Annotated in this window: 10 protein-coding genes and 2 pseudogenes; 8 read left to right on the top strand and 4 right to left on the bottom strand. The window is 66.2% G+C overall.

The genetic code is table 11. The annotated features are described in order from the left end of the window. Window positions 1-863 precede the first annotated feature (863 nt). From ALLO2_RS23685 to ALLO2_RS21920, 6 genes are all read left to right on the top strand, one after another. Window positions 864-1478, top strand: a complete 615-nt coding sequence (locus tag ALLO2_RS23685; RefSeq protein WP_011436295.1) for a hypothetical protein — start codon at window positions 864-866, stop codon at window positions 1476-1478. 76 nt (window positions 1479-1554) lie between these two features. Next, the gene (locus ALLO2_RS21940) at window positions 1555-3114 is read left to right on the top strand and encodes a cytochrome P450 (RefSeq protein WP_232235261.1); all 1560 of its coding nucleotides are present in this window, start codon (window positions 1555-1557) and stop codon (window positions 3112-3114) included. Window positions 3115-3175: 61 nt separating this feature from the next. Continuing rightward, window positions 3176-4129 (top strand): 2-dehydropantoate 2-reductase, encoded by a 954-nt coding sequence (locus tag ALLO2_RS21935; protein ID WP_035734526.1) that lies wholly within the window; start codon window positions 3176-3178, stop codon window positions 4127-4129. A gap of 129 nt (window positions 4130-4258) precedes the next feature. Further along, the gene (locus tag ALLO2_RS21930; RefSeq protein WP_023841531.1) at window positions 4259-5347 is read left to right on the top strand and encodes a histidinol-phosphate transaminase; all 1089 of its coding nucleotides are present in this window, start codon (window positions 4259-4261) and stop codon (window positions 5345-5347) included. 118 nt (window positions 5348-5465) lie between these two features. Beyond that, the gene (locus ALLO2_RS21925; protein WP_084588523.1) at window positions 5466-7334 is read left to right on the top strand and encodes a RiPP maturation radical SAM C-methyltransferase; all 1869 of its coding nucleotides are present in this window, start codon (window positions 5466-5468) and stop codon (window positions 7332-7334) included. Continuing rightward, window positions 7331-8074: a DUF5825 family protein gene (locus ALLO2_RS21920; RefSeq protein WP_011436302.1), complete on the top strand. Its 744-nt coding sequence runs from the start codon at window positions 7331-7333 to the stop codon at window positions 8072-8074. Before ALLO2_RS21925 ends, ALLO2_RS21920 begins: the two co-directional genes overlap by 4 nt. 137 nt (window positions 8075-8211) lie before the next feature. Here ALLO2_RS21920 and trpS read toward each other — a convergent pair whose 3' ends face one another. Further along, the gene (gene trpS / locus ALLO2_RS21915) at window positions 8212-9324 is read right to left on the bottom strand and encodes a tryptophan--tRNA ligase (RefSeq protein WP_051875523.1); all 1113 of its coding nucleotides are present in this window, start codon (window positions 9322-9324) and stop codon (window positions 8212-8214) included. Between the two features lie 194 nt (window positions 9325-9518). Here trpS and ALLO2_RS21910 point away from each other — a divergent pair, with 194 nt between their 5' ends. Next, window positions 9519-10058 (top strand): winged helix-turn-helix domain-containing protein, encoded by a 540-nt coding sequence (locus ALLO2_RS21910; RefSeq protein ID WP_011436304.1) that lies wholly within the window; start codon window positions 9519-9521, stop codon window positions 10056-10058. Continuing rightward, complete coding sequence (locus ALLO2_RS21905) at window positions 10025-10600, top strand: transposase (RefSeq protein WP_369808202.1); 576 nt, start codon at window positions 10025-10027, stop codon at window positions 10598-10600. Before ALLO2_RS21910 ends, ALLO2_RS21905 begins: the two co-directional genes overlap by 34 nt. A gap of 374 nt (window positions 10601-10974) precedes the next feature. Here the strand turns inward: ALLO2_RS21905 and ALLO2_RS27645 are convergent. The 3 genes and pseudogenes from ALLO2_RS27645 to ALLO2_RS26740 all read right to left on the bottom strand — a co-directional run. Then, a pseudogene (locus tag ALLO2_RS27645) lies at window positions 10975-11178 on the bottom strand (hypothetical protein); the annotation flags it as partial. A gap of 102 nt (window positions 11179-11280) precedes the next feature. Continuing rightward, window positions 11281-12747 carry a site-specific integrase gene (locus tag ALLO2_RS21900; RefSeq protein WP_035734524.1) on the bottom strand — a complete coding sequence of 489 codons (1467 nt, stop codon included), beginning with the start codon at window positions 12745-12747 and terminating at the stop codon, window positions 11281-11283. Window positions 12748-12878: 131 nt separating this feature from the next. Next, a pseudogene (locus ALLO2_RS26740) lies at window positions 12879-13084 on the bottom strand (hypothetical protein); the annotation flags it as partial.

Raw genomic sequence — 13084 nt, 5'->3', positions numbered from 1 at the left:
GCTCCGGACCGGTCAACGGGAGCCTCTACTCCGGATCAGCAGTGGAGAGGATCTGCGTCCTCCCGGCCAGGCCATCCGGCCACCCATATGAGCAAGGCGTCGAAACAGTGGCTGGCAATTGTCCAAATCACACATTCCCAATTCACAAGGTGAGGAAAGTTCAGTGGGAACTTTCACGACCCGAGCGTTCAGCGGAAGCACCTTACTCGCCAGACGAGGGCGACGCCCAAGGTTGACGCCGACCGAAGGCAGAGCCCTTCGAACTTCATTGCTTACTACTGNTGACATCACAGGTCNCCGGAGCCCGCAGGCAGCTACAGGAAGCTCTCATCTATACGCCATCGATGAGAGGGGACGCGACGATCAGAGCCCGGGAGTCGGCCCAGGCTAGCTGCGGCGTCGGCCCTCGACATACCGATATCGACGTGCCGGAAGATATCGACATCCGCTTAATGGGATGCGCAAAGGGTCACGGACCGCGTTTACTTTCAGTAGCCGGAAGAGATCGCAATTCCCGCCTCTCGATGAGTCGAGCATTGCGCTGGCCTTGTCATGCGCCATCGCCAGGTGTAGCGTGTCGCTAGGCGTCGACTGACCGTCAGAAGACGCGTCAATTCGTACCGCCCGAATAGACCATCGGAGGTCTTCACTTTCCGATGCCCTGAATTCGTGCACCCCATTCTCGGGAACTCTTCACCAGGTAGGCACGGAAGACCTGGTCACGCCGGAACAAGAATCCGGACAAGCTAATCGGCTGATCGGAGGCCGGAGATCATCGTACGTAGGCTTCAACCACCAGCACGTAGCGTACTCCAGGTCATGAACCGAAGGACAGGACGGCCAGCCCAGGGATGATCACGAGGATGTCGAACGAAGCCTACATCGAGCCCGAACCCGCGAAGCGCTTCGTCGACCACGCGGTGGAGGAGTATCAGCGGTGCCTGGCGAGTAGGAACGCCGATGGTGTGCCAACTCATCTACCGCGTGCCTCCGGCCTCCTGTTCGGTGTCGACAATCGCCACGGGATCACGATCGGCGACATCGAATTCGTGAAGAATGTGCGCGACAGCGACGCGGACGTGATAGCCGAGTTCGAAGATGTAATCGCACCGCAGTTCGGCGACGTGTACAGGAACCCCGGCCGCGGGTTCTGGTGCTCCGGCGAGGACGTCTTTCAGGCGGTGAAAAAGCACGAGGCGGCGGGTCTCGAGCTGATCGGCTCGATTCATTCTCATCCGAACTGGCATGAGATCGGACCTCAGCATGAGCGGACGCAGCGGTTGAGCGAGAAGCCGACCCGGATGGATGAGTACCTGTTCCGTCAGTCCTCCTGGCCGGTCAACCTGATCTGGTATGTCCACGCGGGCCGTCAGGGCCTCGCACACCGGGTCGCCGCATGGAAAGCAGGGCCAGAGCGGTGCGCAGAGCTCGACCTACACATCCCGTCGCAGATCCGGGATGAGTTCGGACTGGGATGACGGTCCACCGCGGCGGCCTCGGAAGACACGACGCGTCAATCGCGTGGCCTCGGTACAGGCCAGAGGAGGAGACAGGATGAACGGAACGCAGAACGGCGCTCGCGAGGGTCTTCCACCGCCCATGGTTACCATCAAGATACCAGCGGCCTTCCGGGCGCTGTCCGGCGGGCAGCGGCAGGTCGCTGCCAAGGGCGAGAACATTCGCGAGGTGTTCGCCGACCTGAACGAGTGCCTGCCCGGGCTCATCGACAAGATCATGGACGGCCAGGGGTCGGTCCGACGGTATATCAACGTCTATCGAAATGACAACGACATCAGAGGCCTGGAAAATCTCGAGACCCGCGTCGAGGAAAGTGACGTGGTCTGGATAATACCTGCAGTGGCGGGAGGTAGCATTCGTCCGGCGGTCCAGGAGCCGAAGGNGCCAGAGGNTCTGCCCTCGGAGTTCTTCCTCAATCCTGGCCCATCACCGCACGCGACGAACGCCGAGCTCAGATCGAAATGCCCCGTCCACCAGATTAACTATCCTCCGGGAAGTGAGGCATACGCCGTTCTCGGCCACAGGGCCGTGGCGGAGGCCTTCACCGACTCGCGCCTGTCCAAGGAAGCGGAGAACCTACCTCCCAGGTTTCGCGACAGGGCTCTGTCCAGCAGCCTCCTCATGGTGCGTAACCTGGGATTCGCGGACCCTCCCGACCACGCCCGGCTGAGGAGGCCGATCAGCCGGGCATTTCTGCCGAACGCGATCGCCGACCTCCGCCNCCGCANCCAGGATGTCGTCGACGATCTCATCGACACATTCCCCGCGCCCGGTGAGATCGACCTCCTCGGCGCGTTTGCCCTGCCGCTTCCACTCACTGTCATCTGCGAGTATCTCGGGATACCTGTCCAGGACAGACCACTCTTTCTCGAGTGGGGTTACATTCTCAGCCAGGATCCCTTCCAGCACGCGGAGTCCGAGCTGAAGGCCGCGACCGAGGAATTCACCGACTACTTCACCCGGCTGGTGGCCCGACGCCGCACGGATCTGCGGAAGGACCTGCTCAGTGAGCTCGTAAGGGCGGCAGACAGTGACGCACTCAGTGAACGCGAACTCCTCTCCACCATTCTCCTCCTGCTCATCGCGGGCCACAAGACGGTCGCGAACCTGATAGGAAATGGGACTGCTCTGCTACTCGGCCACCCAGGCCAGCTCGACCTGCTCCGAACCACTCCCGAGCTGATTCCCGCCGCGGTCGAGGAGATGCTGCGCTTCGAGGGTTCGGCCGCCTGGGCATCCATGCGGGTCGCCGTCGAGGACATGCGGCTCGCCGGAACAGAAATTCCCAGGGGGAGCTTCGTGCATCTCTCGCTGTCCAGCGCGGGGCACGATCCGGAGGCATATGACGAGCCGGAGCGGTTCGACGTCACCCGATCCCCGAACCACCATCTGGCTTTCGGCCACGGCGCGCACTTCTGCGTTGGTGCCCCCCTCGGCCGGCTTCAAGGAGACATCGCCTTCACAACGCTGCTGCGCCGGTTGCCAGGATTCGAGCTGGCAGTCCGTCAGGACGAGGTGGAGTGGCTCGCCGACAGCTCGCTCAGCCGGGGGCTCAGAGCGCTCCCCATCCGGGTCCGGGAGCGGTTGCCGCGATGAGCACCGTATGCCACGGCCGCGGAATTNCCCCCCGCCGGTCGTCTCCCGTGAGCGATCAGCGATGACGGCACGAGCAGGCGGACCGAGGATCGCGGTGGTAGGCGCGGGCGCGGTCGGTGGGTATCTCGGCGGCCGCCTGGCCGGCGCCGGTCACGAGGTGGAGTTCCTCGCCCGGGGCGAGAACCTCGCCGCGCTCCAGAAGAACGGGCTGCGGGTAATGGATGACTCAGGTTGCTGGTCGGTGCCGGATGTAAGCGCCTCCGACCACCCTGACGACATCGGAAGAGTCGACTTCGTTCTGCTCTGCGTAAAGACGGGACAGCTTTCCGATGCCGTCGAATCGCTGGGCCTCATGGTCGGCCCGGATACCGCGGTCCTCACTCTGCAGAACGGGGTCGACGCTCCCGGCCAGGTCGCGGCGAGGATTGGCCGCCGTCGCGTGCTGCCCGGAACGATAAGGATCGCGGCGACGATGGCCGGTCCTGGCGAGATTAGACACGCCGGCACCACCTGCGAGGTAAGTTTCACCGCGTGGGACGGCCAGGCATCAAGGCAGGTGACGCGCCTTCGTGAGCTCTTCCGAGAATCCCAGGTGACGGTTACCGAGCCTGACGATATTTGGGCCACCCTGTGGGCGAAGTTCCTGATGGTGGTGCCGGTCGGCAGTCTCGGAGCCGCCACCGGCGGCGCGACCATCGGCGAACTCCGTTCTCGGAGCGGTACTCGCCAGCTCCTGATCGCCGGCATGCGGGAGATCTACGAGGCCGGTCTCGGGCTGGGAATCTTCCTGCCCGACGACGCCGTGGACACGGCGATGGGACTGGTGGACAGGCAATCAGCCGGGGTCACCACCTCACTTCAGCGAGACATCCTGACCGGTAGGCGGTCGGAGCTGGACGCGTGGACCGGGGCCGCTGTCCGGCTGGCCCACGACGCAGGTCTGAGCGCGCCGGTTCACGAACTCCTATACGAGTTGCTCGCCATCCGAGAGTCGCGTGCGGCCGAAGCGGCCTAGACCCTGCCGCCCAACCTCTGCACGGGGTCTCGGGATTCGGGAGGAGGGTCAACGAGCACAGCGGACAGGTACCAGCAGAAGTGCAGGGACGCAGGCGATGCTCCCTCGTGATCTCAGGAGTCCCAAACGGTGAAAGTGAGATTCGCCGGCCGTGACCCGCTGCGGGACGTTACGGCCTATCGGAGCACAGAGCCCGCGAACACGGCGGCAAACGAGCCCGGGCGGTTCGACCTGTCAAGCAACGAACTCGTGCTTCCCCCACTGCCCACAGTGCTCTCGGTCATCGAAGATGGCCTCAGCCGGCTGGCCCGTTACCCCGACCCGACGGCACGGACCATCACAGAGGAGATCGCGAAGCACCTGCACGTCTCCCCAGACGCGGTGGCGGTGGGCCCCGGAAGCGCCGGGGTACTCCAACAGATTCTTCTCGCACTGTGCGGCGTCGGCGACGAGGTCATCTACGCGTGGCCGGGCTTCGACGCCTACCCGCTCCTGGTCGCCATCAGCGGGGCCACGAGCGTTCACGTTCCGCTCACGTCTACCGGTGATCACGACCTGGACGAGATACGTGCGCGGGTCGGCCCGCGCACCAGGGTGATTCTTCTCTGCTCTCCCCACAATCCAACCGGCGTGGTCATTGATCGCCATCGTCTGGACTCCTTTCTGCGCTCACTGCCGGGCGACGTCCTCACGGTGCTCGACGAGGCCTACGTCGAGTTCGATCGCGGCGAGAATCCCCCGGGTACTCCGGATGTTCTCAGCCGGCACCGCAACATCGTCGTGCTCCGGACCTTTTCGAAGGCCTACGGGCTAGCGGGCCTGCGGATCGGCTACGCCGCGGGCCCGGAGCGGATCATGGTGACCGTCCGCAAGGCCGGTCTTCCCTTTGGGGTCACCCACATCGCGGAGCAGGCGGCGATCCTCTCCCTGCACAGCGAGGGTGAGCTACGCGGTCGCCTGGACACGGTGACCGTGTCGCGAGACGAACTGACCGCTGGTCTCCGGTGGTCGGGTCTGCCGGTGCTGCCTTCTCGCGCCAACTTCGTCTGGCTCCCCCTGGCCGCTGCGGCCGACTCCTTCGCGCAGGACCTGGCGGAGGCAGGAATCAGGGTCCGCCCCTATCCGGGGTATGGCGTACGGATCTCCGTCGGAGCACCGGAAGCACAGGAGAGCCTCCTGAGGTCCCTTGGCCGAGGCGTACCCACGATCTGGGTGTGAGGACCGCGTCATCTCCGGCTCGGCCGGCAACGGATCCTGCCGGCGCCGCGGGCGTGGGCGTCTCGGCGCACGAGCGCGCCGTGTCTTTCTAGCGACCGAAATTCGAGGTGGGAATCTAATGAGGCTTCTCCTTATCGCCATGCCATGGCAGGGACTTGACACACCGTCCAGTGCGCTGGGAGTACTCGGGCCTTCCGTCCGCGAACAGGCGCCCGGCTGGTCCGTGGACGAGTTGTACGGAAACTTCCGGTGGGCTGAGCACCTGATGTGCGCTAGCGGCGGAGCCATCGGCGTGGCGGACTACGGCAAGGTGGCGGTCCAGGTCTTTCAGGGCGTCGGCGACTGGGTCTTCGCTCCCGCGCTGTATGACGTCGCGAGCTACCGTGTCGACGAGTACGCGCAGCTTCTCGACGCGCAGGGTGTCGACGCGGAGGTTCCCGTCGAGATGCAGCGACACTCCCGGACGTTCATCCGGCAGCTGGCGGCCGAGATCGCCGCCGATCCACCGGACATCGTCGGATTCACCAGCACTTTCATGCAGAACGTTCCGTCACTCGCGCTCGCGAGGGAGATCAAGAGAGTCGCGCCGGGCGTCCTCACGGTGATCGGCGGCAGCAACTGCGACGGGCCGCAGGGGCCGGCCCTGCACCGGAACTTCGATCAGCTCGACTTCGTGATCAGTGGTGAAGGCGAACGGTCGCTGCCCGCGCTGCTGAGGTGTGTCGCCGCAGGTGCGAGTGTCGCCGACATACCCGGCCTCAGCTGGCGGTCCGACGGGATGACGGTCACGAACCCNCCCGCCGAGTCGTCCGTGCCCTTCGGCGTGGTGCCAGCCCCCGACTACGACGGCTACTTCCAGGCGCTCGAGAATTCGTCGCTCGGCCCCGGCATCCGGCCGATGGCGGTTCTCGAGACATCCCGTGGCTGTTGGTGGGGCGAAGTTCACCAGTGCACCTTCTGCGGCCTGAACGGATCGAACATTAACTTTCGGAGCAAGGCTCCCGAACGCATCGCGCACGAGGTCCGGGACCTGGCGTCGAGGCACCGCGTTCTCGACGTGGTGATGGTCGACAACATTCTCGACATGGGCTACATCGATAAGGTGATGCCGGAGCTGGCGGCCCTCGACTGTGATCTGAGGATTCACTACGAGATCAAGTCGAACATGATCCGCGAGCAGCTGGGCCGCCTGAGGGACGCGAACGTGCTCTTCGTCCAGCCGGGCATCGAGAGCCTGAGCAGCCACGTGCTTCGGCTGATGGAAAAGGGCGTGAGTTCGGCGCACAACGTGCGTATGCTGCGAGATGGCATGGATCTCGGCCTGAGCGTCACCTGGAACATCCTGTACGGATTCCCTGGGGAGACCGACGAAGATTATCAGAGCCTGCTGAGGAAAATGGCATCACTGGAACACCTCCAGCCGCCAACCGGCGCGTGGCGCATTGCACTGGAGAGGTTCAGTCCCTATTTCGATGATCCTTCCCTTGGATTCATGTTCCGCACGCCGGCGCGCTTCTATGAACTTATCTATAATGTTCCAAAAGGCGAGTTGTATGATCTCGTCTACCTTTTCGACGGCAGTACGCGAGGGATCGCGGGGCCGCTGGAGGACGACCTGAAGCAGGCAGTCAGAAACTGGGCCGAGGCCTATCCAAGGAGCACGCTTCTGTATTGGATCGNCGACCAGGGCCGGGTGGTCATCGAGGACCAGCGGGCAAGCTGGCCTGAAGAGGTCATCGAGTTGGACGAGCTGCAAAGCAATGTATACCTCGGTCTCTTCCAGGGAGCCGGGTGGGAGGGCGTGCGCCGACGGCTCGCCGACGGCGGCCAAGTCGTGACCGACGAGGAAGCCCGGAAGATCCTTCGTTACTTCGTCGACCGCGGTCTCGCCTTCGAGGACGAAGGGCGCTACGTGAGCTTGGCGCTCGAGGTCGACCCGTACCGCCGGAAGCTTGTCGACGGCAGAGAGGTCGCGGCATCCCGATGAGCGCCCTGCTGGATATCGACGGACTCAGGGCGCTGGCCGACCGCCACGGGCGCCGCCCGGCGGGCGGGCGACCGGGCGCCGCGGTGCTGGTCCTCGGTGCGGACTGGACCGGGCTCCCTGCTCCTGACGAACTGGGATCGCTTCTGCGGCGTGTGCCCGTCGCCGGNGTGCGGCTGGCTGAGGCCGTCGACCTGTCAGGACTCCCGGCTGACGTGACCGCGCGAAGCATCGCGCTGGTTCGCGAATGCTCCTCGATCGGAGTGCGGTTGTCGTGGTCATTGAGCCTGAGCCCGGACCAGATGGGGATGGTTCGGATACTCGATCACCTACCGCCTCCGGGGAAGGTGACCGTCCTGGGCGAGGGAGAACTCCCCCTCGGCCATTGGCGATCGGCGGGCAGTTTTGGTCTGTTCTATTTCCGGAAGGGGCCGGACTTCGTCTCCGTAGTCGACCAGAGGAGCGAGGCCACGAATCGGTTCATCGTCGACGACGCCGTCCTCATCGACGTGCTCCGGCAGGGAATGTCGGGATGCGCGTGGGCCGACGTGACCCGGACTCCGCAGTATGCCGCGGCCGCGCGGGACCTGGTGGGCAAGGGCTTGATCCTGCGCGTCGGCGACTATTGCGTCACTCTACCGGTGCATATGCGTCGTTGGCCGGTGGGGACGCTTCTGCTGGGCGGGACTCTGGCCGCGGCCGGCACGAAGAAGTCCGTTCTGACGGTTGACCGGCAGCTCTGACCGACTCCCGCGGCCCTCTTCCTGGAAGCCGGGCGGCCACCACAGCCGGGTCGCCACCGAAGCCGCCCGGTGCCAGGTGTGGCTCGGCAGTCTCGGGCGACTCGGCGCCGACCCGGCCGGCCGGTGACCCCAGACCGTCAGTAGTGGCTGTTCATGGCGGTACGCACCTCGGCGAGGGTTGCGTCGGCGACGGCTCCCGCTCGTTCGTTGCCCTCGCGGAGCACACGGCGCAGATGGGAGCGGTCCTCGGCGTAGTCGGCTCGGCGAGCCCGGATCGGTGCCAGGTAGTCGTTGACCGCTTCGATCACGATCTTCTTAAGTGCGGCGGCCCCGGCGGAGCCGATGTCGTCGGCGACCTGATGAGGGTGCCGGTTCTGGCAGAGCGAAGCGAGCAGGAGGAGGGAGGACACCTCGGGACGGTTCGCGGGATCGTAGGTGATGTGGCGCTCGGAGTCGGTCTTCGCTCCCTTGAGCAGCCGGGCGGTCTCGTCGGCGGTCGCAGCCAGGGCCACAGCGTTACGCCGGCTCTTGCTCATCTTGGAGCCATCCGTGCCGAGGAGAAGGGGCGCGCTCGACAGGAGCGCCTCGGGCTCTGGAAACAGTCTGGTGCCGTCGCCGTAGCGGTCGTTGAAGCGGCGGGCGATCGTGCGGGCGAGTTCGAGGNGGGGAAGCTGGTCCTGGCCCACTGGGACCAGGTTTCCCTTGCAGAAGAGAATGTCGGCGGCCTGGTGGACGGGGTAGGTGTACATCAGGCCACTGACGGCCGACTGCCGGGAATGCGCGATCTCCTCCTTGACGGTGGGATTGCGGTTCAGCTCGGCAACGGAGACAAGGCTTAGAAAGGGCAGCATCAGCTGGTTGAGGGCGGGGACGGCACTGTGTGTGAAGATCGTGCTGCGTGCCGGGTCTATGCCGATGGCCAGGTAGTCCAGGACCAGTTCCTCCACGTGGGCGGTCAGGTTGTCCGCTACGTCGCGATCGGTCAGAACCTGGTAGTCAGCAATAATCAGGAAGATCTCCGTCCCGAGATCCTGAAGGCGAACCCGATTGTGCAACGTGCCGAAGTAGTGCCCGAGATGTAGGCGCCCGGTAGGACGGTCACCCGTCAGTACCCGAAACCGCTCGGGGTTGCTGAGAATCAGTTCTTCCAATTCCGCGCTGCGCGCCTGGGCGGCGGAGGTTCTGAGCGCCGAGGTAGCGGGGTCCGAGTCTGTGGTATCTAGGCCTATGGACGCGGAATCAGTGTTCACGGGATCTCCTGGAAGGTCGGTCCCGCCGTCGCGATGGCACGAGCCCGATCCCCGAGACGCGAAGGGCCGTCCATCCGAACGGCGCGATCACAGCTGGGAAGGCGGCCGCTCCTACTACTGAGCTTTAATCTTCGAGGTCAAGCTGGTTTTCTGTGTTTGTCTACGGGCGGGTGTGAATCGGGTAGACCGGCTATATGAGATATGCGACGGGTGGCGGGTTGACGCCCGCCGAGCAGGTGGAACGTGAGCGGGTCCGGAGGGCTGCGGCCGGCCGGTTCGCCGCGGGGGCGAGCCAGGCCGAGGTCGCCCGGGAGTTCCGGGTGACCCCGAAGACCGCGAGCCGCTGGCACCACGCCTGGGAGGCCGAGGGCGAGTCCGGGCTGCGCTCGGCCGGGCCGGGGTCGCGGTGCCGGTTGGATGACCGGGACCTGGCCCGGTTGGAGGCGGTCCTGCGCCGGGGACCGGGGCCGTACGGCTGGGAGGATCAGCGGTGGACCCTGGCCCGGGTCCGCCAGGTGATCGCAGCAGAGTTCGGGGTGGACTACACCCTGGCCGGGGTGTGGCTGCTGCTGGACCGGCAGGGCTGGTCGTGCCAGCTCCCCGCCCGCCGCGCGGTCGAACGCGACGACGCCGCGGTCGACGCCTGGGCGCAGGAGGAGTGGCCGGCGGTAAAAAGACCGCGGCGGCCCAGGACGCCTGGATCTGTTTCCTCGACGAGACAGGACAGGGGCTGAGGCCGCCACGGGCACGGACCTGGGGCCGGCGGGGTCGGACCCCGGTGGTGCGGGTACCGGGGCGGGGNGGGAACGGCCGGGTGAGTGTGGTCGGGATGGTCTGCTACCGGCCCGGCTGGCGTCCGCGGCTGCTCTACCGGGCCCGGACCTGGCGGGGTGGTGGCGGGCGCAGGGGGATCGGCTGGGAGGACTGCCGGGATCTGCTGGCCGCCGCGCATGCGCAGCTTCCCGGGGGCCGGCTGGTGCTGGTCTGGGACCGGGTGAACATCCACCGGCAGACGGAGATGACCACGTTCCTGCGGGAGCACGCGGGCTGGGTGAGCGCGGTGCTGCTACCGGCCTACGCCCCTGAGCTGAACCCGGCCGAGGGGGTGTGGTCACAGCTCAAGCGCACCGCTGTGGTGAACCTGGCTGCCCGCGCCCTCGACGAGGTCTGCCAGGCGGTCAAGCACGGGCTGAAACGAATGCAGTACCGGCCCCCGTTGCTGTTGGGGTTCCTCGCCGAAACCGGTCTGGTCTGGGAAGAGCTATGGTCAACATGACTCCACGCATTAAAGCTCAGGAAGAGCGCCACCAGATGAGGCACGAACGGTCCACGCCCCCATATTAACAGCAGCCGTCTGGGCGGTTCGGTTCCGAGTGAAGANGGCCGGCCGACCCGGTGGCCGGTCATGGCGTCCGCCGGCACCATGTTCGACATGCCCGCCCGTGCCATCCGGCTCGACGCTCTCCAGAAGACCCGCCATCCGCAATCCCCCCGCGAGCTGACCGCACCGACCGACGTCCGCCATGACGCTGTTCACCCGTGAGGATGACAGCCCGACCACCACCGCACCGGCGACCACCGTGTGATCTGTCGGCCGAGCAGGAGGATCAGCGACCGGCCAACCTGCGTCCCTCGGTTCGCCGCCCTGGTCTACGACGTCGGCCGGTTGCTGCGACCATCGAGCGCACCGTGGATGTCAGCGCGCAACTGGGCGACCAGGCCGCGGGCTGTCCCGGTGCCAACGGCGAGCCGCTTGCGCAGCGTTTCCGCGGAGATGGGGCGTTGGTGCTGCTGTCAGTGCAGCACGTCCTCGGCGCGGGCGCGGTGCAACAGGTCCTGCCTGCGCGCCTCACGCGACAGCGGGCCCCCGACGGTAGTCCTGCCGGGCATTGGCTCGGCTGCCGTCGCTGAACACGCACACGATCCCCAGCCCGTCGTCGGTCACCGTGGCCGGCATCAGTCGTCCTCGCCAGGTTCGTCGGTGAACTCCGCCGCGACCTCGGTGTCCGCCGCCGGATCATCGGCCAGGCCGGCCGCCGCGCCGGCTCGCGCATACGCCTCCCCGAAAATCCGGGTGGTGTCCAACCGGCGAAGGTAAGCCTCCGTCGTGGTGACCGATGAGTGACCCATCAAATCCCGCAGCACCAGCAGCGGATCGGCTTTGCTCAGATACAACGCCAACGCGGCGTCCGGCCCGCCGTCTCCACCGGCCGCCACCAGTTCGGCGGCCCGCCGGTAATGCCCATCCACCAGCCGTTCCAACGTGGCCATCGCGAAAGAATGCCGCAGCCGATGCGGATGAACATGCGGGAACCGCAGCTCGACACGTGCCCGGATACGATCCGACGCGCGTTCCAAAACGGTCGCCCAGGCGGTGAACGGTCCGCCGTCCGAGCGGACCGCCAACAGGCACGAACCACCATCCGGAGCGACCAGCCGCCGCCGCTCGCCCGGCGTCAGCGCATCCCAGTCCCGGCGCNCCCCGTTAATCCGCCCGCCACGCATGTCCGGCTCGCTCACCCGCAGCGCAGGACCCCACCGGGCCGGCGGACACCATGATGCTCCTTCCACCGCGGCGGCCCGGTCCAGCGTCACATAATCATGCACAACCCTCAGCGCCTCGACGCTGATCCAACTGGTACGGAACTTACGGCCCTTGGCCACCCCGGACGGCACCGGCAGCGCCCCCGGCCGGGACGGCGGCGTCGGGATCTCATAGACCAGCAGCGACGAGAACTCCTGCAACCGCAGGCCCGTCGCCAACGCCAACCCGACCACCGCCCGGTTACGGGCAAGCTCCCGCCCCGCATAGCCAGCATCCGCCTGACCGTCCCGGTCCAGCCCGGCCAGCGCGTTCAGCAGCAACGTCGCAAAGTCGGCTTCCAGATATTTGATCGTGACGTGCGGTTTCGGAGTTCGGCGCATCGCCAGGTTCACCCGGACGTCACGCACCATGCCGCCGACCATGGCCTTCGCGGTCCGGTAGGTGAACGGCTCGGCCGACGCATAGCCTTCGGCCATCGCCCACCGGTAGAACATGCTCACGATGCTTATGTGCTGGCTCCACGTGCTCGCCGCCAGCCGCCGCTCCACCGGCCCCGCCGACCGGTCCTCGGCATATTTCCCAAGTGCCAGTTTGAGCTGCTCGCGCGGGCCGAGCACGTCGATGCCGTGCCCGGCCAGGAACTCCACCCAGTCCTTCACCGCCCGCGCATACGCCGCCCACGACCGCGGCGCCGGCACACCGCACGCCGGAAGCTCACGAAGCCACCGGTTCACCACCGCCGCCGGCCGCACGCACCCCGGCCCGTCCTCGAACCGCAGATCGTCGTCGACCAGCACCGGCATGCGCTCGGGGATCAGCGGCGCTGCCTCGACATCCCACGACTCCCACCCCCGTGACGAGAAGAAGATCAGCAACATGGGAGTCGACGGTAGAACCACGACACGGCGCCGAACCACGACCAAAAACGCCGTGTCACCCCAGGTCAGCAGCGAATCGCTACACAGCAACTAAGTGGTTGAGCCTGGAAGTCCTTTGGGGGTGCAGTGATTCAGCTGGGTTCGGCGGGGAGGTGGATGGTGCAGGCGGTGTCGAGGGCGTCCTGGGGGCTACCGGCGGGGTATCCGGTGAGCAGGGCGGTTTCCTGGTAGCGGTCGTGGGCGGCGGAGTAGATCGCGAAGCCGAACGAGTGGGCTGACCCGCCGTAGCGCAACCGGCACAGGGGGATCTCCTCGCCGTCGGGCAGGACGCCGGCGA

Origin of the sequence: Frankia sp. Allo2 (genome assembly GCF_000733325.1) — a bacterium.
GTDB lineage: Bacteria > Actinomycetota > Actinomycetes > Frankiales > Frankiaceae > Frankia > Frankia casuarinae.
This window is presented reverse-complemented; position numbering and strand designations above follow the sequence as displayed.

Coding starts and splice junctions, on each gene's coding strand:
- ALLO2_RS21910 (WP_011436304.1), top strand. CDS start 9,519: ATGAGATATGCGACGGGTGGCGGGTTGACGCCCGCCGAGCAGGTGGAA.
- ALLO2_RS21935 (WP_035734526.1), top strand. CDS start 3,176: ATGACGGCACGAGCAGGCGGACCGAGGATCGCGGTGGTAGGCGCGGGC.
- ALLO2_RS23685 (WP_011436295.1), top strand. CDS start 864: ATGTCGAACGAAGCCTACATCGAGCCCGAACCCGCGAAGCGCTTCGTC.